The organism is Phyllobacterium sp. TAF24, assembly GCF_052113785.1.
Classification (GTDB): domain Bacteria; phylum Pseudomonadota; class Alphaproteobacteria; order Rhizobiales; family Rhizobiaceae; genus Phyllobacterium.
Map to the genome: position 1 here is coordinate 20,107 of NZ_JBFRDN010000028.1, position 22,874 is coordinate 42,980.

Consider the following 22,874-nt stretch of genomic DNA (forward strand, 5'->3'; position numbering starts at 1 on the left):
GCGGCCTCTTATGTCTGCCCGGCTTACTTGCCGATGATGCGATTGGCCGCCGAAACAATGCCCTCAAGCGAGGCGGCAACAATGCTCTTATTGATACCCGCACCGAAAATCTTGCCGTTCGGATGCTCAATTTCCATGTAGCTGATAGCCGCTGCATCGGAACCATGCTGGAGCGAATGCTCCGAATAATTGACGACTGAGAGCCTGAAACCGAGATAGTGCGACAGGGCATCAATGAAACCATCAACAGGACCGGTGCCCCTGCCCTCGATCCGCTTGGTCTCGCCGCGATCGGTAATTTCAGCGGAGAGAATGCGCAGACCCTTGTGTTCCGTATCCGGGTAGGTGTGATGATCCACAAACTTCAACCGTGCATCCGGCTGATCGACATAGACCTCGATGAACCGCTCATAGATCTTCTTGGACGGCATTTCCTTGCCTTCCTCATCGGTGATCTGCTGAATGTCCTCGCGGAACTCCACCTGCATGCCGCGCGGCAGGTTCAAGCCATAATCGGCCTGAAGAATATAGGCGATGCCGCCCTTGCCTGACTGCGAATTGATACGGATGATCGCCTCATAGCTGCGTCCGACATCCTGCGGATCAATCGGCAAATACGGCACTTCCCACAGGGTCTTGTTGGCCTGCTTGATCGCCTTCATGCCCTTGTTGATCGCGTCCTGATGCGAGCCGGAGAACGCCGTGTAAACCAGTTCGCCCACATAAGGGTGGCGTTCCGGGATAACCAACTGATTGGAATACTCGTAGACTTCCTTCATCCGGTTGATATCCGAGCAATCAATTTCCGGATCGACACCTTGCGTGAACATGTTCAACGCCAAGGTCACGATATCGACATTGCCCGTGCGCTCACCATTGCCAAACAAGGTGCCTTCAACGCGATCAGCACCGGCCATCAGGCCGAGTTCTGTCGTGGCAATACCTGTGCCGCGATCATTGTGCGGATGCAATGAAATGATCAGATTCTCACGATTATCGAGCTGACGGCACATCCATTCGATACGGTCTGCATAAACGTTCGGCGTCGACATCTCGACCGTTGAGGGCAGATTGATGATCAGCTTGTTATCAGCGGTCGGTTTGACGATCTCGGTAACCGCGTTGCAAATCTCCAGCGCGACTTCCAGTTCCGTGCCGGTAAAACTCTCCGGCGAATATTGGAAGCGGAAACCGCCACCCGCCTTGGCAGCCATGTCTGTAATCATCTTCGCCGCATCAGTGGCGATGGTCTTGATACCACCGACATCCTTGTTGAAGACAACCCGGCGCTGCAATTCGCTGGTCGAATTGTAGAAATGGACAATCGGCTGGGTCGCGCCTTGCAATGATTCGAAAGTGCGCGTGATCAGTTCAGGACGGCACTGCACCAACACCTGCAGGGATACATCATCGGCAACATTGCCTTGCTCGATRCACCAGCGGGCAAAATCAAAATCCGTCTGCGACGCCGATGGAAAGCCGATCTCGATTTCCTTGAAACCCATATCGAGCAACAGGGCGAACATCCGCACCTTGCGGTCATGACCCATCGGGTCGATCAAGGCCTGATTGCCATCACGCAAATCGACGGAGCACCAGATCGGCGCTTTCTCGATTCGCTTGGACGGCCACTGGCGGTCCTTCAGATCAACAATTGGATAAGGTTCGTACTTTTTATGGGCGTCGGGCATACCCACAATGCGGGGAGTGGTCATATCGGTCATTTGCTTCTCGTTTCCGGCCGTCTGCGCAACTCTGGCGCACGTGCAGCACTTTTTTCAAGCGTTGGAATGGTCTTGTAAAGGGGTAAGGAGCAAAAAGCCTGGCGGCACTTTCGACCGCCGGACGCTCCTCTCAACGAGCCCGGCGATCGCCGATAAGGTCGAGAAGTAGCGGAAGGAGATAGGCGCGGCTGGTCAAACCCGCAAAAGCGGACTTGGCAAAAGACGACTGATGTGTCTGGCGCGTTTTCATGGGCCAGACAATTAAACGACTGTCTGGCCGGATGCAAGGGGCTGTTTTGTTAGTTCTTCTTCAGTTGGGCCGTAGTGCCTGACAGCCACTCGCTGACGACCTTCACGTCATCACTGCCAAGACCGTGATCTGATTTGATCGACCGTGCTTCAACCAGCGCGCCATGCGAGCGCAGCAAGGTTTCCAGCGCGGGAGCAAATGGAGCATAGGTCTGGTCGGAAGCGCCCGATACGGTGAGGACACGCGCACCGGCGAGATTGGCATCGGTGTTCTCGGTCAGCACAGGCATGGAGCGCAAAAGCACCGCCTGCTTGACCATATCAGGGTAGAGCATCATCACAGCTCCAACGAGATTGGCTCCGTTGGAATAGCCGAGATATGTCGTGCGCTTCAGGTCAATCTTGTACTTGTCCGTTGCCTGTTTCAAAAAACCGGCGAAGGCCTTTGCTTCGACGTGAATATCCTTCTGGTCAAAACTGACAGGTGTCAGGCGACGATACCAGCGGCTGGTCCCATCCTGGACGATGCGGCCACGAACAGCGAGCAACAGGGCGTTTGGCGCAATCTTTGTGGCCAGCGAGACAAGGCTCGTTTCATCCTGCCCCGAACCGTGCAGAAGAACCATCGTATCGCCATTCGGGTCTTCTGGACGGTAAATGCGATATTTGAATGCGAGATCGTCACGCAGCGTATTTTCGCCTTGTGGAAGAATTTCGCCTTTGACTGCCTTTTTCAAAATGCCTGCACTGCCCGTTGTTGCAACAATATTGATCGGCATCGCCTTCTCGGGCGCCGCCATCGCAGCCTGCGGCTTCTGCGCACAGACGTCAGTGTTATTTTTACCCATGGCACCAAATGGATCAACCGTATTTGACAGGTCCTGCGCCTTGGCCGCGACGGGCTTGTCGCAATCAATGATGCTCCGCGCGCTGGCCGGATAAACAGCTGCGATCAGAGAAAGTCCTGTTATTGCTGCATAAATATACGGTTTACCCATAAGTTAATCCTGACAGTTAAAGGTTAACTAACTTTGTAAACAGCCGCGGTTGTCCGCTCGGCGCTGCCATGCGTTCTTGGCGCTCATTTCCTTTGGGAATTGATGCTTGCCGCCAAATTTCCTGTCCCCTGACCCCACGCCCCCGGCGTTGCATCATCAATGGAGAATTGCATTGCTGCGCGACCATGTCGTTCAGCAGCTCCCCTATGTCAACATAATTGTAACGAAATCATGACGAGATGAAACATTGCGTGACAAATGTTGCAGCCACGCATCGATTTCCCCAAATTTTAGTGATGGACTAGTCTCAAGCAAAAGGAACAGCAGCCGTGCCGATCGGTAGTTTTGCCTCATCTTCCGGCTCGACATGGATGACGACACTTGAGTCGGGAATCTGAGCCATCAGCGCATTTTCCATCCGGTCGCAAATAACATGCGCATCACCAACGCTCATGCTGGCGTGAACAACCAGATGAAACTCGATAAAGGTCACACGGCCCGCAATCCGGGTCTTGAGGTCATGCACTTCAAGCGCACCATCTGCATTCGCCGAGATAATGTCACGGATTCGCATGGTTTCTTCGGTTGGCACACCGACATCCATCAGCCCCTGTACGGATGAGCCGATCACATTCCAGCCTTGCCAGAGAATGTTGAGCGCAACGATAACCGCAAGCAGCGGGTCAAGGAACGTCCAGCCGGTGATGACAGCGCCGACAAGACCGATGAACACGCCGATTGATGTCACCACATCGGTCATGATGTGTTTGCCATCGGCCAGAAGTGCCGGCGACTTAAACAGACGACCGCGACTGATCAGCAGCGAGGCCCAGAGCGCATTAACGAGAGAAGCTGCACCGTTGATAGCCAGACCCAGCCATGGCTGATCCAGAACCCTCGGCGCTTCCCAGGCAGACCAGACTTCCCGCAGGATCAAAAGCGCTGCCACAACGATCAGCACGCCCTCGAGCACCGCCGAAAAATACTCGGCCTTGTGGTGCCCGAAAGGGTGATTCTGGTCGGCTGGCTTATGACTGACACGGATCGCCCACCACGCGGCAAGCGCCGCCACCACGTTCACAATTGATTCCAGCGCATCCGAATAGAGCGCGACGGAACCCGTGACGTGATAGGCGGCATATTTCAATGCCAGCACACCGATGCCGATAAAAATCGACCAGAATGCCAGTCGCTGGACGATTTTCTCACCTTCCATCAGGCAGCTCGTTCCTTGGCTTTGCGCGGTAAATGCGCCACGACATTCTCGATCATGCGCATACCCGCATTGTGTCCAAGGGTCATAATCGATTCCGGATGGAATTGCACCGCCGCAATCGGTTCGCTCTTGTGCTCGAAAGCCATGATGACACCGTCTTCCGTTTCTGCCGTCACGATAAACTCATCCGGCAACCGGACCGGATCGGCAAAAATCGAATGATAACGGCCAACCGTGACTTCTTTCGGCAGGCCGGAAAAAATCTTGCCCTGCTTTGTAATGCGGATACGTGACGGTTTTCCATGCATGGGAACATGCAACTGCCGGAGTGAACCACCATAGGCTTCCGCAAGAGCCTGCAGGCCGAGACAGACACCAAAAATTGGCAGATCACGTTTGCGCGCTTTCTTGATTGTCGCCTTGCAGTCGAAATCCTCTGGCGTACCGGGCCCCGGCGAAAGCACGACCAGATCAGGCTTCAACCGGTCAAAGACTTCCTCAGGCACTGGTGTACGGACTGTTGTCACAGTCGCGCCAGTCTGGCGGAAATAATTGGCCAGCGTATGCACGAACGAATCCTCGTGATCGACGAGCAGGATCGACAGTCCCTCGCCGACCCGGGCAACCGCCCGTTCTTCCGGCAGCACATTGCTCTTATGCGCATCCCGCACCGCAGCAATCATCGCGGAAGCCTTGAGTTCGGTTTCCGCCTCTTCCTCTTCCGGAATGGAATCGAAAAGCAGCGTTGCACCGGCGCGAACCTGCGCTATACCATCCTTGATACGGATGGTGCGCAGTGTCAGGCCCGTATTCATATCGCCGTTGAAATTGACCATGCCAATGGCACCGCCATACCACGCACGCGGGCTACGCTCATTCTCTTCGATAAAGCGCATGGCCCAGAGTTTTGGCGCGCCAGTCACCGTCACAGCCCATGCATGGGAGAGGAAACCGTCAAAGGCGTCCATATCCTCGCGCAAACGTCCCTCAATGTGATCCACCGTGTGGATGAGGCGCGAATACATTTCGATCTGGCGACGACCGATCACGCGCACTGAGCCCGGCTCGCACACGCGGCTCTTGTCGTTACGGTCGACGTCCGAGCACATGGTCAGCTCGGACTCGTCCTTCTTGGAGTTGAGCAGTTTGATGATCTGCTCGGAATCGGCAATCGCATCCTCACCGCGCTTGATCGTGCCTGATATCGGGCATGTCTCAATACGGCGGCCAACCACGCGAACGAACATTTCAGGCGACGCGCCAACCAGATATTCATTGTCGCCAAGGTTGATATAGAACGAATAGGGCGACGGGTTGATGGCTTTCAGACGGCGCGAGATGACCGATGGCTTGGTCTCGCAACGCTCATAGAACGTTTGCCCCGGCACCACTTCGAAGAGATCACCGCGCTTGAAGCTTTCCTTGGCCTTCTTCACCAGTTCCGCATAAACGCCGGGATTGTGATCACCGCGACCCGGAATCACGTCCGTCGGCTTGAACGCCTTGGCTTCCGTCTCACGCGACAGGCCTTCGGTGGAAGCGCCCTCAAACGCATATTCATAGCGGTCGAGCCATGCCTTGGCCGCGTGGTGGTCAACAACAAGAATTTCATCCGGGAGATAGAGCACTATATCGCGCTGATCATCCGGCCGCTTCAGCTTGTACTGGATCGGATCGAACTGGAATGCGAGGTCATAACCAAACGCGCCATAAAGACCCAGATTGGCGTCCTCTTCCGTAAAGAACAGGGCAACAATGCCGCGCAACACTGTAAATACGGAGGGAATACGCGAGCGCTCTTCTTCGGTGAACGGGCGGCTTGGCAAGGCAATTTCGAGATCAAGCTTGGTTGCACTCGCGGCGCGGACCGAAACTTCGGCAAGCGCCAAAACCGTCTTGTGAATCGGCTTCAACAACACTTCGCCGCGCTTGTTCAACGCCTCGATGGTCATGTGACGGCCATTGGAGGTGATGGCAACGGGCGGATCGATGATGGCTGTATCCCAGCGCGTATAACGACCTGGATACTCGTAGTTGGAGGAGAAAACCGCGCCGCGTCGTTCATCCAGTGCATCGACATAGCTGTCGATGGCGCTGGCATAGGCAGTCGCAATGCGTGACCGGGAAATCGTAACACCACCTGCGGTGTCGAATATTTCCACATCGCCCTCAATTCTATGCATCATCATTTCCACTCCGTTGCATTTGGCCTTGGGGGTTTTGCAGGCGGTCAAACAAAAAGGCCGCCCGGAAAACCCGTTGCGGCCCTGATCCCTTTACGTGCGTGCAAAAGGCTTGTGTGGCCGCTTTCAGCGAGCCCACCACCAACCATTTGAAATAATAACGCACGTGTTCATGGCGGTGATTGTTAGCGTCACGCGGCGGCGCTTGCAACAGCAAAAATCGCGGCCACGAAAATCGTTCAGAACAGCCCTTCGATCAAACCCTCATCGTTGAGGTGAATGCGCTCGGCCGACGGTGACTTCGGCAGGCCCGGCATGGTCATGATCTCACCGCAGATCGCAACGACGAAACCAGCACCCGCCGACAGTCTGACCTCGCGCACATGCACCACATGATTGACAGGTGCGCCGCGCAAATGCGGATCGGTCGAGAAGGAATATTGTGTCTTGGCCATGCAGACAGGCAGATGGCCATAGCCCGCCGCTTCCCACTGCCGAAGCTGCTCACGCACACTGGCATCAGCATCGGCCTCAGCACCGCGATAGATTCGCTTGACGACTGTTTCGATCTTGTCGAACAGGGAGAGTTCATCCTCGTAAAGCGGTGCAAATTGCGCCGAACCGCTTTCAGCCAGAGACACCACCTTATGCGCCAATTCTTCAATACCGGCTGATCCCTGCGCCCAGTGCTTGCATAGAATCGCTTCCGCACCGTGGGCTGCCACGAAATTCCTGATCGTTTCGATCTCGGCATCTGTATCGGCACTGAAATGATTGATCGCGACGACAACGGGTACACCGAACTGCCGAACATTTTCCATATGGCGACCAAGATTGGCACATCCGGCCTTTACAGCCGCTGTGTTCTCAAGACCGAGATCATCCTTGGCGACACCGCCATGCATTTTCATCGCACGAACCGTGGCAACGATAACGGCAGCAGCCGGTTTCAATCCGGCCTTCCGGCATTTGATATTGAAGAATTTCTCCGCTCCAAGGTCTGCACCAAAACCCGCCTCTGTCACTACATAATCCGCAAGCTTGAGCGCAGTGGTGGTAGCGACAACAGAATTACAGCCATGGGCAATATTGGCGAAGGGTCCACCGTGAACAAAGGCAGGGTTGTTTTCCAGCGTCTGCACCAGATTGGGCTGCATGGCGTCTTTCAGGAGAACCGCCATCGCCTTGTCGGCTTTGAGGTCACGCGCGTAAACGGCGGTTTTGTCGAAACGATACCCGATAATGATATTACCGAGCCGCTGCTCCAGATCGTGCAGATCGGTCGCAAGGCAAAGGATCGCCATGACTTCCGAAGCCACGGTGATGTCAAAACCCGATTCGCGCGGGAAGCCGTTGGCCACGCCGCCAAGTGACGAGGCAATGTCTCGCAGCGCGCGGTCATTCATGTCCATCACCCGCCGCCATGTTACACGGCGCGTATCGAGGTTGAGCTCATTGCCCCAATAGACATGGTTGTCGATCATGGCCGCGAGCAGATTATGGGCCGAGGTGATGGCGTGAAAATCGCCGGTAAAATGCAGGTTGATGTCTTCCATCGGAATAACCTGCGCGTACCCGCCACCCGCAGCGCCGCCCTTGATGCCAAAACAGGGACCGAGCGAAGCCTCGCGAATACAGACAATCGCCTTCTTGCCGATGCGGTTAAGACCATCGCCAAGACCAACCGTGGTTGTCGTCTTGCCTTCGCCTGCGGGTGTCGGGCTGACAGCCGTCACCAGGATGAGCTTGCCGTTCTTGGCATCCTGCTTCGAACGAATGAACTCCGCCGAGAGCTTTGCCTTGTCGTGGCCATAGGGAACGAGGTGTTCGGGATCGATGCCGATCTTCGCGCCAATCTCGAAAACCGGCTTTTTGTTTGCGGCGCGGGCGATCTCAATATCTGATTTGACGGCGGCCATCGGCATTGCTCCCTGTTTTGAATACGCCAAATAGCATCGCAGAAACGAAATGGGGATAGTGAGCAGCTCACTATCCCCAATTGCACGTTTATTTTTGCGGTTTTGCCGCTTATTCACCCATGGCGATGAGGCTGGCATTACCACCGGCAGCAGCTGTGTTGACCGACACCACCTGTTCCAGCGCAAAACGCGAGAGGTAAGACGGTCCGCCCGCTTTGGGTCCTGTGCCGGAAAGGCCTGAACCACCGAAGGGCTGTGTCCCGACGACCGCACCAATCGTATTGCGATTGACATAGACATTGCCGGTATCGAGCCGGTCGATGACCTTGGCCACGGTTGCTTCGATGCGCGTATGCAGACCGAACGTCAGGCCGTAACCTGTTGAGGCGATCTGATCGAGTACCTTGTCGAGATCCTTGGCCTTCCAGCGCACTACGTGCAGAACCGGACCAAACACTTCCTTTTCCAGCGCTTCCGCATGGTTGAGCTCAACAATATGCGGCGCGAAGAACAGGCCCTCATCCGGCGCAGCACCGGCATAGCGCACCTTCTGGCTCTTACGCATCGCGGTGATATGCGCCGAGAGCATATCGCGCTGCGCCTGATCGATGATCGGGCCGACATCAGTGGATGCCAATGACGGATCGCCAAGGGTCAACTCGCGCGCCGCACCCTCGATCATCTCAAGCATATTGTCGGCGATATCTTCCTGCAGATAGAGGATACGCAGCGCCGAGCAACGCTGACCAGCCGAACGGAAGGCCGACATGACGACATCATCGGCAACCTGTTCCGACAAGGCGGTTGCATCGACGATCATGCCATTGAGACCGCCGGTTTCAGCAATCAGCGGAACGATCGGGCCTTTCTTTGCTGCAAGCGCGCGGTTGATCGCCCAGGCCGTATCGGTTGAGCCTGTGAAGGCAACACCCGCAATATCCGCGTGCGAGGTGAGCGCCGCACCGACTGAACCATCGCCCGGAACATAGAGCACGGCATCCTTGGGCACACCGGCTTCATGCAGAAGCCGGATCGCCTCATAGGCGATGAGGGGTGTCTGTTCAGCAGGCTTGGCCACCACCGTGTTGCCAGCAGCAAGCGCTGCCGTTACCTGCCCGAGGAAAATCGCCAACGGGAAATTCCATGGGCTGATGCAGACAAATGCGCCGCGTCCGCGATGGCGCAGCTTGTTGTCCTCGCCTGTCGGCCCCGGCATGACCTTGTCAGCGGCAAACTGGCGGCGCGCTTCGGCGGCATAGTAGCGGCAGAAATCCACGGCTTCGCGAATTTCGGCAATGCCGTCATCAAGGGTCTTGCCCGCTTCACGGGAAAGAAGGTCCATCAGCAAATTGCGATTGCTTTCCAGAAGATCCCCAGCCTTTTCCAAAGCCTTGGCGCGGGTTTCAACCGGCACACGCGACCACGAAGTGAAACCTTTCTTCGCAATACCAACAGCTTTTGCGGCTTCATCGGCGGTGGCAAATACCACTGTGCCGACAGTGGAACCATTGACCGGAGAAATCACATTCTGGGCTTTGCCTGACACTTTCACGCCATCGATCAGCGGCACAGCATTAACGGTACGGGATGCCTTGGCAATTCCGGTCAAGAGTGCCGCCAGTTCCTTGCGGTCACCAAGTTCCACGCCAGCCGAATTGGCGCGCTTGCCGTAAATCTTGGCAGGCAGTGGAATATGCGGATGGCGATAGCCCTTGCCGTCATTGAGCTTTTCAGCGGGGCGCACCAGCAAGTCAGCAATCGGCACATTGCTGTCGCCAACCACTGAAACGAAAGACGAATTGGCACCGTTTTCGAGAAGGCGGCGCACAAGATAGGCCAGAAGATCGCGATAACCACCGACAGGTGCATAGATACGGCAGGCGATTTTCTCATCCTTTTCCGTAATCTGCTTGTAGAGGCTCTCGCCCATGCCATGCAGGCGCTGGAATTCAAAACCCGTTTTGTCGTCACCGGCCATTTCCAATATCATCGCAACGGTCAGCGCGTTATGCGTGGCAAATTGCGGGAATATGCGTGGGCGTGCATCGAGCATTCGTTTGGCGCAGGCCATGTAAGACGCATCAGTTGCAGGCTTGCGGGTAAAGACGGGATAATCCGGCAGGCCGCGTTCCTGCGTACGTTTTATTTCCGTATCCCAGTAAGCGCCCTTCACCAGACGCACCATCATCTTGCGGTTATGGCGGGCCGCTAGCCGGTCAATATGCTCGATCACGTCAAGCGCGCGTTTCTGATACGACTGAATGGCAAGACCAAAACCGTCCCAGCCATCAAGCGACGGATCAGCGAAAACCCGGTCGATCACATCCAGCGACAGCTCCAGACGATCCGCTTCTTCGGCGTCAACCGTGAAGTTGAGATCATAGGTTTTTGCTTTCTGCGCCAGCGCCAGAAGATCAGGCACCAGTTCAGCCATAACCTGATCATGATGGGTGGCAAGATAACGCGGGTGCAGGGCCGAAAGCTTGACCGAAATGCCCATGCGATCCGGCAGCTTCTTGTTGCCCGTAGCGCGGCCAATCGCATCGATAGCATCGGAATAGGACTTGAAGTACCCACGCGCATCCTTGCGGGTCCGGGCGCCCTCGCCCAGCATATCGAAGGAATGCCGATAGCCCTTGGCTTCGTTCGAGGCGGCGCGCTTCAACGCATCTTTGATGGTTTCACCAAGAACAAAGTGGTGCCCGAGATAACGCATGGCCTGCTTGGTGGCCGTGCGCACTGTGGGAAGGCCGATGCGCTTGACCAGTGAGGAAATTACGCCTTCCGGGGTCTCACCGGGCTTGATTACTTTGGCGGAAAGGCCCAGCGCCCAGGCGGATGCCGATACAAACCATGTATCGCCGCTTGGCTCGTGTTCCGACCATTTACCTTGCTTGAGCTTATCCTCAATCAGCTTGTCCTGCGTTGCCGCATCCGGCACACGCAACAGCGCTTCGGCAAGCACCATGAGCGCCAGACCTTCGCGAGTGGAAAGACCATATTCGCGCAGGAAATCCTCGACGCCGCCGATACCACTGGCTTCCTTGCGAATCGTGGCGATATATTTGCTGGCGCGCGCATCAATACGGCGGTTGACCTCTTCCGGAAGCGCGATGGTTTGCAGCAAAGATGCAACCAATTGCTGATCATCGACAGCATATGGCGCAGTAAAATCGTTTGAAGACGGCAATGGTCTGGTCATCAGGCTTCCCCTTATTGATTTTTCCCATATAATCTATTCCACTTGGTTCTTCTCACCAATGAAAGCTGACAAATCAGCGTAAAAAACTAAAAATACGGGGTGTTTTAGAGATGAAAAATTTAGACAGCCTTGACCGGCGCATTTTGCGCGAGCTGCAGAAGGACGGACGGCTCTCCAACACCGAATTATCCGAGCGTATCAGCCTTTCCCAAACGGCGACGACCGAACGGGTCAAGCGCCTGACAAGGGATGGCTATGTTCTTGGCTACACCGCCAGACTGTCGCCGAAAAAGCTCGACCGCGCAATGCTGGTCTTCGTGGAAATCAAGCTCGACCGCACCACGCCGGATGTTTTTGCCACCTTTGCGGCAGCGACGCGGCGCAACCCTGATGTTCTGGAATGTCATATGGTCGCCGGTGGATTTGACTATCTGATCAAGGCGCGGGTGGCCGACATGGAGCACTACAGACGCTTTCTCTCCGATGCTCTGCTCTCGCTACCCGGCGTGCGGGAAACACACACCTATGCGGTGATGGAAGAAGTCAAGGAAACAACGCATCTGCCGGTCTGATCAAGACGCAAGCCATCAGCCTTGCCGCCAGCGTTCTGAAACCGAACGCGTACCTCGATACAACTTCCCGTTCGTTGCGGAACCGGATCAACTCGATCATCAATGAAAACGTTAAGAGCTAAAGCAGCGACACCGGGCCAGCGGTGTATCGGAGAAGATTGGCTGCTCCGACTGCGGCAACAGCCTTGCTTTTAACCTTGGAGGTGTAGCAATGCGGTTTTTCAGACTGCGAAGCATCACCCTGGAAATGAAACGGATCCGGAATCACTGGCAATTGACCCTCCGGATCCAATTCATATAACAGGAAAGAGGGTGGGCGAAAGCTCGCCCTCACTCCAAGACCAAATATAGCATTTTATCCAATCAAGTCTACTTATTGTTGCAGAACCTGTTTGATATCGATCAGATTGGAACGCACGCGCAGAATATAAAAACCCATGGTTGTCAAATGGTTGGGCAACAACCAGCCACCCTCGCTGCCATTGGCGATAATCCACGGCCGGATGTTGAGCGCTGAACGCAACTGTCCGTCCATGCCATCCCACAGCGGTGTCAGATGCTTTTCCTGCAGGACCTGCTTGAAATCAACCTGCGCCGCATTCATCAGGCCGTAATAGGCATAAAGCTGGCCATAAGCGAACCAGAACCGGTCATCGGCACGGGTATCGAACCAGCCATAATTGTTGTTCTCGGAGCGATCCTTCAAGATAGCCGAAGTTGCACCGATATCATTGGCGATACGGTCAATGAACTGGATGAGATTGTCGGCGCGCGCATCAAAGATGGCGTTGCAGGTTTCAAGCTTGGAGTTAAACGTCCTGAGGTCTTTGACTGCCGAGCGATAATAGCTTGGCGTTGGAGTCTTCGGACCAAACGGGCTGAACCCGAAATACCATGAATCCTCGGTGAATTGCAGGTTGCCACGTGCCTTCTGCAGGTCGCCATCGATCTGCGATGTACCACGGACGCGGCCGAGTGTGTCGACAAGCTCAACAGCCGTACGCCGGACAGCCGAATTGATACCGCGCTGGAAGGCCGCCTTGTTGTCGAGGAACGGCGTATCATCCCACGACATACCGAAGAAACCCATCTTGAACAGCAGCATGGATGAAATCCAGGCGTTCTGGTTCACGTTGAAATCGGTAAGGTCAGCCGTGACCTCGACCACCGCAGACCGGGCACAGGTCTTGGGTGCCGTTTCAGCCGCCTGCGCGGGAACAGGCTCACCGGCCGCCACTTCGCGCTTTTCAAAATTATAGGCCGCGACGTAATCCGGGTTAAAATTGGTCCAGACCTGAGTGACCCAGAAGAAATAGCCATACAGCCCTATCCAGAGGATCACCAATGCGCCAACAACTGTCTTCAATATCCAGCCGCGCTGCGTGTACCAGCTTCCCAGCCACATGAACGGCCATAGGACGATACCGACCGCATAACCGATGCCGCGTCCGATCAGGTAAAAAATCCGGCTGAAGAAATTAATCACGGGGTCGAGCATTGTGCATCCTTGTTAGGAGGTGAGACCGTAGAGCCGTTTGCGCAGCCCTTCCTTGTCCTTCAAATAGGTTGTTTTGAGTATATCGACAACGTGTTCCTGATAGGTGGGGCTCCATTTGGTGTAATCGGCATAGAACCCCTGCTTGTTGAAGACATAGCGCGAGAGAAAATCCCACGGCACAAAATCGCTGATCAACTGATTGACCAGCCAGGCATCGGAGTGGCGCGGCAATGCCCGCACAACCAGAAAGCGGCGCGCCGGATCAATCTCGGACAGATTGATTTGTCCGGTCTGGGCGATTTCGCGTTTGACCGCATTCAGGAACGGCCATGTCCCATCATGATTGATCAGGCTCGCATTGGCGTGAATCCACGTCTGCAACCAGATGCGGTCGATGCCAGTCAGATTGCGCTCCGGTTCAAGAGTCTGGATGAGATGGCGGATGATCATCTCGCCGCGATTTTCAAGATAGCCTGACTGTTCGACCCATGAGCCACGCGGCAATTCGATACGGCCCGTCGAGGATAGAAACTGGAAGACCTGATCGGCGTCCTTGATGGAGATGTAATTCACCTGCCAGGGGCGTGAGCGCCGAAAGCCCGGCGCAGCTGGATCGCCGATGACCGTGGTCGTATTGTCATCGACAAAGATGTAGATGCCGCCGAAATGGCTGGTCCAGAAGGCCTTGTGGCGAAAGATTACCTTGTCAGGCACCAGCGAGTTCTCGCGGATATCACCAGTAACCTTGGCAAGCTCCACCATACGGTTCAGCACATCATTATCGCGCCATGTGTTCGGTTCATTCTGAAGCCGGTCCACCAGCAGGCGCAATTCCGCCGCCTGCCCCATGACATTCTCAGCCGAAAGGACACGAAATTCGACCTGATTGATCGACAGCAGGTCTTCAATATCATTGACAACAGAAACGCTATCTTCGATCTCGCCGTAAATCACATCCTTGATCGTCAAGGCGTTGATCGCGCGCGCATTGCTGTTGAAGAATTCGTACATCAACTGCGATGTATTGGAGAATTGTGTGTGAACCACCGGCAAGGTGGCCTGGTCAGGCGTGAGAATGATAAATCGCCTGTTGACGCCATTGGGATCAAGATAAGACGCATCTTTCAGCTCGGTGGCAATCTCAGGAGAGAAACCGGTCCGATCGATCTCGAAGGTCTTCAGGTTCGTTGCCTTGAACCCGAACGCCGTCAGCGCGCGGTTGTAGCGCTCGATCAAATGCGGCTGATCAACAGTCAGAAGACGCCCGTAAATCAGCTCGTTTTCGTAGAGAAGGTCCATCAGGCGTCCCACTGCCCCTTGGCTTTCAAGTCTTCCACTTGCTTGATTGCCCGTTCGCGCAGACGCGCATCGCGGACAATCTTCTCAACGGCGGCATCGTCGGACTTATCGGCATAGCGGAATTCCGAATCCGCGTAGCGATTGGTTTCCTGCAAAACCATTTCCACGGTGAAAGGCTTGCGCAGCTCTTCAACCATCGCCTTTTTCTCATCATAGGGCTTGTGCATGAAGCTTTCGGGTTTTTCGAACCATTCATCCGGCAGCTCGATATCCATCGCCCGCATCTTGATGGCATCGGTAACGTTCTTGATCGCGCGGCCGGTAAAGCGAGGCTCGCGCTCCTTGATCATGTGCAGATAGGTGCCGATATCAGCGAGCGTTTCCGGCTCACCATTTTCGTCAATGAAGCGCTCATAGACAAGCTTCAACCCATCTTCCTGCGGCTTCGACAATTGATCATAGGCGGTTTCAACGGCCCGCTCGATCTGCTGATCCTCGAACAGCTTGTGCTCGCCAAGCGGAATCTTGTGGTTCTTGCCTGCGAGCAATGCGAAAATATCGATATAATCGTTGCGCGTCTGCGGGCCATCAACCAGCCAGCGGGCACCGGCGCGCTGCCGTAATGCATCATCCACATTTTCAGGATAGTTGGAGAACATGCCGAAAGAACAATTGCCGCGCACCACGGTCGAAGCCCCGGCAAAGGCTTCCATCAGCACGCCGGTGATTTCCTGCTGCCCGGCAGATGCACGGTCGTCGGATCGCCGCGCTGCTACCTGATCAATATCATCGATGGTTCCAAAACCGATGATGCGCGGATTGAGCACGTTGTTGACGAACTGACGGCAGTTCTGTCCGGATTTGCCCTGATAGGATGAAATCTGGTCGACACCGAAATTCTCATAGTGGAAGGCATAGCCTGCCACCTGACAATAATCATTGACGAGACCGGCAATCATCTGGATCAGCGTCGTCTTGCCAGTGCCCGGCGCGCCGTCGCCAATGAAGGTGAACAGAAACCCGCCCAGTTCCACAAAGGGATTGAGCTGCCGGTCAAAATCATAGGCCATCAGCATTTTGGACAGTTTCAGGGCCTGATATTTGGCAATGTGGTTGCCGACGACTTCTTCGGGTTTGCGGAAGGTCATAACAAGCGGCGTGCGCTTCTTGCCCGGCGCTACATCAAAACCATCAAGCGTGAAATCATCGCTGTCGAGCCGCAGATGTGTGTCTTCGAAACTGCCCAAGCCATCAAAACGGCCCTTGCGTTGCAGCAGCCCTTCGATGGCCGCAGCGGCATAGGCTTTTGCCCGTGCCAGCATGGTCTGTTCGTCGGCAGCCCCGGCAATCGCCCGATCAAGTCCGCCAATGACAGATTTCAGCGCATCCTGCGCCGTATCGAAATTAAACTCCGGTGCTTTGATATCATTGGCAGCCTGCGTGTCCGCTTCAATGAGCTGTGACAGATAGGCGGCAAGCGCAAAGGCCGATACATAGGCGGCGGCCGACAGCAGCTTCTTGAAATGCGCAGCCTCTTCCCCTTGCAGCGGGGCGGAGGCATTGCGTGCCATCAGGTTCTCGAGGTCGCTCTGACGTGCGAAAACATCGGCCACCGCAAGCGCAACAGCAACGCCGCGGCGGGCGCGAAAGAGCAGTGTGTGCTGGGCAATGGACAGCATCTGATCATCCGGGCGCACGGCCTGAATTGTCTTGGTCAGATCCACTTCGCGGGTGGAACGCAAACCGCCTGTTGAGACCGTCGACACGAACCGGCGCCCCGTGCCGGCAATTTCCGTCCCGGATTTGGCATCGCCTGTTTCAAGCACGACAAAGCGTGTCACCATGGCCTGCGCCACCGGCAGATGCTTGGTGATGTCCTTCTCGTCAATGGTGGTCAAACCGACATCCATGATCGTGCTCCCCTAAATGTCGCTGATGACCTGCCCATTGGACAGGATGTGGGTTTTGAAACCGCTGAAAATACGGGTCGCCTCACCCGAAGCATAAAGCGCCTGATAGGCTTCATGTGGCACAAGCGCATGCTGCTCATAGCTGCTGACACCCTGCCGCGCCGCTTCGAGATCATCCGTATTGATATAGAATTCCTCACGCGAAGGCTCCGAGGACCAGAGGCCACGCTTTCCCGGCCGCTCAGCCTTGGAGAAAACTTCCTGCATGGTCCAGGTCAGAAGCCAGGCATCTTCAGGCTTGCGCACGCGTTCAAGCACGTCCGCCACCTTCTGATTATGCTCGGTGATACCAGTTGTGTAGAACGGGCCGAGCACCACACGCCGCAATTGCTTGGGGTGGAGTTCAGGAAAATCAGTATCGAGACTTGTCGCGATGGTTATTGGCGACAGTGAATAGGCCGAATTCTTCGCAGCGAAATCATCAAAACGGCGCGCCAGCTCCGGATTGAGCAACCCGCCAACCGGCAATGGAATCCTGACCTTTGGATTGAGCTTGCCATCCTCGCCAACGAGGGTCTTCACGAGATCATCAGACGAGTCCTCGATGATTGCCATATAAATCAGCGGCAGGTTGGACGCGCCGTCAAACGCCCCCCAATGCACCACGTAGAGCGGTCGCATGGTTTTTGGATTGACCGAAACACGAATGGTCACCGGGAGGATGAAGGGAGAAAACACCTCGCCCTGCTCAACGGTTTCCAGATAAATCCGCTCAGCCATGGATTTTTGCAGGTCACGCGGGAATTCACGATGCCGCAGAATGAAATCCGCCATCTCGCTGCGCAAAGCCGTCGCAGGCGGAATGGCAGCAAGCCGGGCTTTCGTGTCCTTCTTGTCGTTTTCCAGTTCCAGCACGTTCTGGAAAACCGGAAAGCCGCTTTCTGCGCGCGAAATCTGAAACCGGTCGGTAAAGCCGATCCGGTTCCGCCAGCATTCAAAGGAGGCCTCCAGCCGCCGCAAATATTCCGATACGGTCTGTGCAACAAGATCGTGCTTATAGAGCGGCGACTGCTGGTTATTCAGAAATATATCCAGCCCGTCCAGTGCAGCACGTATCGCACCGAAATAGCGTTCGGCGGCTGTCAGGTCAGCATTCTCGGTCATGCATTAGCTCTGCACGTAATCAGCAGCGTTATGCTTCTTCAAGACTTCCGAGAACCGGCGTGAGAACGCATCATCAGCCAGCTTTTTGCGGCGCTGGATATCCTGCGTGCTGACCATGTTCTTCTCATGCATTTCGAGAAGATCGCCAATATGCTTCTGTGCAGCAGCACCAACACCGGCCATGGTCTCCTCAGCCGCCGTATCGACCCGGCTGCCGAGCGTGTTGATCTTGTGCGCGACATCCTGCTGGGCAGCGGTTTTCAATGAGTCTTCCAGTGCCTTGTAGAGCACAATGCGCTGTTCCGTATCGATGGAGAGCTTGTTGATCAGGGTGCTTTGCGCCGCAATCTGGTTGTTGAGCGAGTCAACAAAGGTCTGGAACATGGATGTGTAGCGTTCCAATGTCTGGCTTTCGGCCAAAAGCTCCTGCTCCTTCGCCTGACGCTCATTATACTCAGTTGCGAGTTTCGAGCGTTCACCTTCCAGTCCAGCACGGGTGCCCTGATCAGTGGAGGCGGCAATACGGTTTTCGATGTCGAGCAGCAGCGGGTTCAATTCCTCAATGCGCTTTTGCGTGGCTTCCAGCGATGCGACCGTCGTCTTGCGACGTTCAATTACGTTGGCAAGGCTGGCTTCCGATGTTTTGTAGCGCGCGTCGAGAACGGTTTTCTGTTCTTTGAGGATACCGACAATACGATCAGACTTGGAAAGCAGTTCCTGCAAATTGCCGGCAAGCGACATGTTGCGCACGCGGTCAGTGCGCAGGCGCTGCATCTTGTCTTTGGAGAAAACACCAACCAGCTTTTCCCAGCCGGAATAGCTTTTCATGCTTTCAAATTCGGAACCGAAAACATTGGTCGCATCTTCAAGCCCAATGATCAGGTCGGCAATATTGCCTTCCATCACCTTCTGCTGACGCAAGACATCATCGATTCGGGCATTTTCGATATCGAAATCAGGATTGCCAATCTTGGCATCCGCCTTGGCGAATTTGTCGAGAACGACGCTGGATTGGTCAATTTTCGTCCGCATCTCATTGACCATATTGCGGGTCTTTTCGATCTCGGTATCAAAGCTCTGCAAACTCGCCATTCGTGTCTCCCCTGAATGCCCAGAATAATTTATGTGTTATCTGCCGTCTGAATATAGACACGGCATTTAACGAAAAAAAGCCTGTAGAAAAATGACAGGCAATATTAGATTGAAATGAGGCTAGTGATCCGAAGCGATCCGCCCGGTTTCTTCTTCCCAGTGCTTGCGGCAAAGCGAAACATAAACGGATTTTTCAATCGAAACCTGATCGCCTTCGACAATAGCCTTTCCTGCCGAATCGTGCCGGACCACCATGGTCGCTTTCGAGCCGCAATGACAGATGGTCCTGATTTCGCGCAATGTATCGGCAATCGCCAGAAGCTCGGCTGAACCCGGAAACAGCTTGCCCTGAAAGTCGGTGCGAAGGCCAAAGCACATGACAGGCAGATGCAGCCTGTCAGCCACGCGCGCCAACTGCCATACCTGTTCCCTGGTCAGGAACTGCGCTTCATCGACGAAAACACAGCTCAGCGCATTCTCACCGTGCGCCGAGGCAATCCATTCGAACAAATTGTCCTCGTCGCGATAAAGCTCCGCAGCAGCGGTCACGCCAAGACGTGAAGAAATCACGCCAACGCCGTTTTCCGCATAATGGCCCGCGGTGAACATCATCGTTCGCATGCCGCGTTCCTGATAATTGTACGATGCCTGCAAGAGCATGGTGGACTTGCCGGCATTCATGGTCGAGTAGCTGAAATAGAGTTTTGCCATATCCGGGTTTAATCAGACTTAGGTCTAAGCTTGAAGCCTCTTGCCCGATGAAGGTGCAACTTTTACCGGAATATCAACAACTGTCGCGAATTGACCGGATTTATGCGCGGCTATGCTTGAACCCCTTCGAAATTGGTGATTGGTTCATGCTCTTAACAGCCGGTAGAAAACCGGAGAGGGAGAACAATCGATGAAAATGTTGACCAAACTCACTGTTTCACTGGCTCTCACACTCGCTGCGGGCACCGCTTTTGCCGCCGAGCCCGAGAGTTGCAAGTCCGTTCGATTCGCCGATGTCGGCTGGACCGACATTACCTCCACCACCGCAGCGGCAAGCGCCGTGCTCAAGGGATTGGGCTATTCCACGGATACAAAAGTCCTGTCAGTTCCGGTGACCTACGCTTCGCTTGGCAAGAAGGACATTGATGTATTTCTCGGTAATTGGACACCCAGCATGGCGGCGGACCTTAAGCCCTATCTGGACAACAAGACCGTCGAAGATCTCGGCCCCAACCTGACTGGCGCAAAGTACACTCTGGCCGTACCGCAATACCTCTATGATAAGGGCCTGAAAGACTTCAAGGATATCGTCAAATTCAAGGATGATCTTGGCGGCAAGATCTACGGCATCGAGCCGGGTAATGATGGTAATCGCCTGATCCTCGACATGATTTCCAAGGACGCTTTTGGTCTCAAGAGCTTTGAAGTTGCTGAATCATCCGAGCAGGGAATGCTTGCGCAGGTGGCCAAGCAGTCGAAAACCAAGGGGCCGATCGTTTTCCTTGGCTGGGCGCCTCACCCGATGAACACCAATTTCAAAATCCAGTATCTCTCCGGTGGTGATGATTTCTTTGGACCTGATTTTGGCGGCGCAACAGTTCACACCAATGTTCGCTCCGGCTACATGACCGAGTGCCCGAATGTTGGCAAACTTCTGACCAATCTCAAATTCGACCTGAAAATGGAAAATGAGATCATGGGAAAGATTCTTGACGATGGCGAAGATGGTCCGAAGGCGGCTTCCGAATGGCTGAAAGCCAATCCTGCTGTTCTCGATACCTGGCTTGCTGGTGTTACGACAGTTGACGGTAAAGACGGTCTGCCAGCTGTCAAAAAATCTCTCGGTCTCTAAGACCTGCCAATCATACCGTCCGGCGCATCCGCCGGGCGGTTCTTTCGCTTGATGCTGCAACCGACAGAGGAATTTTCGCTTGGACTGGCTAACACAAGACAAGATTCCGGTAGGCAAGACGGCAAAAGCCGTCGTCGACTGGCTCACGAACAATTTCGCCGGGTTTTTCGATGGGCTCGCCTATGTCATGCAGTCGTTCATCGACGGGCTCATGTTCGTTCTGAAATATCCGCATCCGCTGATCATGGTCGCCATTTTTTCCGCGATCGCCTATGCACTCAGGCGCTCGATTGCCGTGACACTGCTCACACTGTTCGGCTTTCTCTTCATTCTCAATCAGGGCTACTGGAAGGAAACGATGGAGACCCTGACGCTGGTTCTCTCCTCCTGCATCCTGTGTATGGGCATCGGCGTGCCCGTTGGCATTATTGCGGCGCATAGGCCGAAATTCTATTCGGCCATCCGCCCCGTGCTTGATCTCATGCAGACGCTGCCAACCTTCGTCTATCTGATTCCGGCTATTGTCTTCTTCGGGATCGGCATGGTTCCCGGCTTGATTGCAACAGCAATCTTTGTGCTTCCCGCCCCGATCCGGTTGACGCATCTTGGCGTTTCTTCGACACCCCAACATCTGGTCGAGGCAGGCGAGGCCTTCGGCGCATCGTCACGCCAGTTGTTGTGGAAGATTGAGCTTCCCTATGCCATGCCGCAAATTCTGGCCGGTCTGACCCAGACCATCATGCTGTCGCTTTCCATGGTGGTTATTGCGGCACTGGTCGGCGCTGACGGCCTCGGCGTTCCGGTTGTCCGCGCGCTCAATTCCGTTAATACGGCGCTTGGTTTTGAAGCAGGCCTTGTCATCGTGGTTGTCGCCATCGTGCTCGACCGTATCTTCCGTCCCGGCAAGGAGCCAGGTGAATGACCGCGATTACACTCGAAAACGTTTGCATCATTTTCGGCAAAAAGACCGAGGGCGCGCTGTCGCTGGCCGATCAGGGCAAAAGTCGCTCTGATATTCAGGCGGAAACCGGCCATGTGCTTGGCGTCCACAATTGCTCGATCACCATCGCCGAAGGTGAAATTCTTGTGCTGATGGGCCTGTCGGGTTCAGGTAAATCCACACTTCTGCGCGCAATCAATCGCCTTAACCCGATTTCGCGCGGATCGGTTGTCGTGCATCACGGCGGGCGCTCTGTTGATGTCGGCAAAGCCGACAAGAACACGCTACGCGATCTGCGCAAACACCTTGTCTCCATGGTGTTCCAGCAGTTCGGTTTGCTGCCCTGGCGCACGGTGGAAGAGAATGTCGGTTTCGGCCTCGAACTCTCAGGCGTTTCCAAGGAAGAGCGTGCGGAAGCGGTCGAACAGCAGCTGGCTCTCGTCAATCTGAAGGACTGGGCCAAGCGCAAGGTCGGTGAACTCTCCGGCGGCATGCAGCAGCGCGTTGGCCTTGCCCGAGCCTTCGCGACAGGCGCACCGATCCTGCTCATGGACGAGCCATTCTCGGCGCTTGATCCGCTCATTCGTACCCGTCTGCAGGATGAGTTGCTCAGCCTGCAGGAACGCTTAAAGAAAACCATCGTCTTCGTCAGTCACGATCTCGATGAAGCCATGAAAATCGGCAACCGCATCGCCATCATGGAAGGCGGCCGCATCATCCAGTGCGGCACGGCGCAGGACATCCTGCTCAATCCTGCCAATGATTATGTCGCGGATTTCGTCGCCAATATGAATCCGCTTGGCGTGCTGACAGCCGGTGATATCATGGTCCCGCTCGATCGTACCCGCTCTGCGGCCAACCGCCCCTTCGCGGCCACAGCACGGCGCGATACCCCTGTGCGTCAGGTTATGCAGGCCGTATCAAAGAACGGCGGCGATGTAGGTATCGTTGAGAATGGTGCCATTCTCGGCATGATCTCGGCCGATGACATCGTACGGGGCCTACTAAAGCATCAGAGAAACTAGCTTCGACCATCTCTACAGTACGACAGATTACACCATATTG

At 55.0% G+C, this 22,874-nt stretch carries 16 protein-coding genes; 4 read left to right on the forward strand and 12 right to left on the reverse strand.

All coding sequences use genetic code 11. The features are described from left to right. Positions 1 to 23: 23 nt before the first annotated feature. The 6 genes from leuA to putA form a co-directional block, all read right to left on the reverse strand. Positions 24 to 1,724, reverse strand: a complete 1,701-nt coding sequence (leuA, locus tag AB4Y96_RS20475) for a 2-isopropylmalate synthase (protein WP_091878035.1) — start codon at positions 1,722 to 1,724, stop codon at positions 24 to 26. A 299-nt stretch (positions 1,725 to 2,023) separates the two neighbouring features. Further along, a complete protein-coding gene (locus AB4Y96_RS20480; protein WP_441919513.1) occupies positions 2,024 to 2,971 on the reverse strand; it encodes an alpha/beta hydrolase in 948 nt (315 codons plus the stop codon). A 307-nt stretch (positions 2,972 to 3,278) separates the two neighbouring features. Beyond that, complete coding sequence (locus tag AB4Y96_RS20485; RefSeq protein ID WP_441919514.1) at positions 3,279 to 4,187, reverse strand: cation diffusion facilitator family transporter; 909 nt, start codon at positions 4,185 to 4,187, stop codon at positions 3,279 to 3,281. Then, positions 4,187 to 6,370, reverse strand: a complete 2,184-nt coding sequence (locus AB4Y96_RS20490; protein WP_441919562.1) for an anthranilate synthase — start codon at positions 6,368 to 6,370, stop codon at positions 4,187 to 4,189. Before AB4Y96_RS20490 ends, AB4Y96_RS20485 begins: the two co-directional genes overlap by 1 nt. A gap of 239 nt (positions 6,371 to 6,609) precedes the next feature. Further along, positions 6,610 to 8,289: a formate--tetrahydrofolate ligase gene (locus tag AB4Y96_RS20495; RefSeq protein ID WP_441919516.1), complete on the reverse strand. Its 1,680-nt coding sequence runs from the start codon at positions 8,287 to 8,289 to the stop codon at positions 6,610 to 6,612. 109 nt (positions 8,290 to 8,398) lie between these two features. Beyond that, the gene (gene putA / locus AB4Y96_RS20500) at positions 8,399 to 11,491 is read right to left on the reverse strand and encodes a bifunctional proline dehydrogenase/L-glutamate gamma-semialdehyde dehydrogenase PutA (protein ID WP_441919518.1); all 3,093 of its coding nucleotides are present in this window, start codon (positions 11,489 to 11,491) and stop codon (positions 8,399 to 8,401) included. A gap of 110 nt (positions 11,492 to 11,601) precedes the next feature. On the opposite strand from putA, the gene AB4Y96_RS20505 reads away from it, so the two are divergent. Further along, positions 11,602 to 12,063, forward strand: a complete 462-nt coding sequence (locus AB4Y96_RS20505) for an Lrp/AsnC ligand binding domain-containing protein (protein WP_091878040.1) — start codon at positions 11,602 to 11,604, stop codon at positions 12,061 to 12,063. Between the two features lie 373 nt (positions 12,064 to 12,436). Here AB4Y96_RS20505 and AB4Y96_RS20510 read toward each other — a convergent pair whose 3' ends face one another. The 6 genes from AB4Y96_RS20510 to AB4Y96_RS20535 all read right to left on the reverse strand — a co-directional run bounded on the left by AB4Y96_RS20510 (position 12,437) and on the right by AB4Y96_RS20535 (position 19,737). Beyond that, positions 12,437 to 13,561: a DUF2333 family protein gene (locus tag AB4Y96_RS20510; protein WP_441919520.1), complete on the reverse strand. Its 1,125-nt coding sequence runs from the start codon at positions 13,559 to 13,561 to the stop codon at positions 12,437 to 12,439. A 12-nt stretch (positions 13,562 to 13,573) separates the two neighbouring features. Beyond that, positions 13,574 to 14,860, reverse strand: a complete 1,287-nt coding sequence (locus AB4Y96_RS20515; RefSeq protein WP_091878042.1) for a DUF6638 family protein — start codon at positions 14,858 to 14,860, stop codon at positions 13,574 to 13,576. Beyond that, positions 14,860 to 16,770: an AAA family ATPase gene (locus tag AB4Y96_RS20520; protein ID WP_441919522.1), complete on the reverse strand. Its 1,911-nt coding sequence runs from the start codon at positions 16,768 to 16,770 to the stop codon at positions 14,860 to 14,862. Before AB4Y96_RS20520 ends, AB4Y96_RS20515 begins: the two co-directional genes overlap by 1 nt. Positions 16,771 to 16,782: 12 nt before the next feature. Then, complete coding sequence (locus tag AB4Y96_RS20525; protein WP_091878044.1) at positions 16,783 to 17,934, reverse strand: hypothetical protein; 1,152 nt, start codon at positions 17,932 to 17,934, stop codon at positions 16,783 to 16,785. Between the two features lie 3 nt (positions 17,935 to 17,937). Next, entirely contained in the window at positions 17,938 to 19,026 is a 1,089-nt protein-coding gene (locus tag AB4Y96_RS20530) for a hypothetical protein (RefSeq protein ID WP_091878045.1), read from the reverse strand. A 120-nt stretch (positions 19,027 to 19,146) separates the two neighbouring features. Continuing rightward, positions 19,147 to 19,737 carry a thymidine kinase gene (locus AB4Y96_RS20535; RefSeq protein ID WP_441919524.1) on the reverse strand — a complete coding sequence of 197 codons (591 nt, stop codon included), beginning with the start codon at positions 19,735 to 19,737 and terminating at the stop codon, positions 19,147 to 19,149. 190 nt (positions 19,738 to 19,927) lie between these two features. Between AB4Y96_RS20535 and AB4Y96_RS20540 the strand changes: the two genes are divergently transcribed. The 3 genes from AB4Y96_RS20540 (at position 19,928) to choV (ending at position 22,834) form a co-directional block, all read left to right on the forward strand. Beyond that, the gene (locus AB4Y96_RS20540; RefSeq protein WP_091878047.1) at positions 19,928 to 20,869 is read left to right on the forward strand and encodes a choline ABC transporter substrate-binding protein; all 942 of its coding nucleotides are present in this window, start codon (positions 19,928 to 19,930) and stop codon (positions 20,867 to 20,869) included. A 79-nt stretch (positions 20,870 to 20,948) separates the two neighbouring features. Continuing rightward, the gene (gene choW, locus AB4Y96_RS20545) at positions 20,949 to 21,791 is read left to right on the forward strand and encodes a choline ABC transporter permease subunit (protein ID WP_441919525.1); all 843 of its coding nucleotides are present in this window, start codon (positions 20,949 to 20,951) and stop codon (positions 21,789 to 21,791) included. Continuing rightward, positions 21,788 to 22,834 carry a choline ABC transporter ATP-binding protein gene (gene choV, locus AB4Y96_RS20550; protein ID WP_441919527.1) on the forward strand — a complete coding sequence of 349 codons (1,047 nt, stop codon included), beginning with the start codon at positions 21,788 to 21,790 and terminating at the stop codon, positions 22,832 to 22,834. Before choW ends, choV begins: the two co-directional genes overlap by 4 nt. The last annotated feature ends 40 nt before the right edge of the window (positions 22,835 to 22,874 follow it).

Excerpts from the sequence above, each read along its gene's own strand:
- AB4Y96_RS20495 (WP_441919516.1), bottom strand. The coding sequence starts at position 8,289 with ATGGCCGCCGTCAAATCAGATATTGAGATCGCCCGCGCCGCAAACAAA.
- AB4Y96_RS20490 (WP_441919562.1), bottom strand. The coding sequence starts at position 6,370 with ATGCATAGAATTGAGGGCGATGTGGAAATATTCGACACCGCAGGTGGT.
- AB4Y96_RS20480 (WP_441919513.1), bottom strand. The coding sequence starts at position 2,971 with ATGGGTAAACCGTATATTTATGCAGCAATAACAGGACTTTCTCTGATC.
- AB4Y96_RS20540 (WP_091878047.1), top strand. The coding sequence starts at position 19,928 with ATGAAAATGTTGACCAAACTCACTGTTTCACTGGCTCTCACACTCGCT.
- choV (WP_441919527.1), top strand. The coding sequence starts at position 21,788 with ATGACCGCGATTACACTCGAAAACGTTTGCATCATTTTCGGCAAAAAG.
- AB4Y96_RS20505 (WP_091878040.1), top strand. The coding sequence starts at position 11,602 with ATGAAAAATTTAGACAGCCTTGACCGGCGCATTTTGCGCGAGCTGCAG.
- AB4Y96_RS20485 (WP_441919514.1), bottom strand. The coding sequence starts at position 4,187 with ATGGAAGGTGAGAAAATCGTCCAGCGACTGGCATTCTGGTCGATTTTT.
- AB4Y96_RS20525 (WP_091878044.1), bottom strand. The coding sequence starts at position 17,934 with ATGACCGAGAATGCTGACCTGACAGCCGCCGAACGCTATTTCGGTGCG.
- AB4Y96_RS20535 (WP_441919524.1), bottom strand. The coding sequence starts at position 19,737 with ATGGCAAAACTCTATTTCAGCTACTCGACCATGAATGCCGGCAAGTCC.
- AB4Y96_RS20520 (WP_441919522.1), bottom strand. The coding sequence starts at position 16,770 with ATGGATGTCGGTTTGACCACCATTGACGAGAAGGACATCACCAAGCAT.
- AB4Y96_RS20530 (WP_091878045.1), bottom strand. The coding sequence starts at position 19,026 with ATGGCGAGTTTGCAGAGCTTTGATACCGAGATCGAAAAGACCCGCAAT.
- AB4Y96_RS20515 (WP_091878042.1), bottom strand. The coding sequence starts at position 14,860 with ATGGACCTTCTCTACGAAAACGAGCTGATTTACGGGCGTCTTCTGACT.
- AB4Y96_RS20510 (WP_441919520.1), bottom strand. The coding sequence starts at position 13,561 with ATGCTCGACCCCGTGATTAATTTCTTCAGCCGGATTTTTTACCTGATC.
- putA (WP_441919518.1), bottom strand. The coding sequence starts at position 11,491 with ATGACCAGACCATTGCCGTCTTCAAACGATTTTACTGCGCCATATGCT.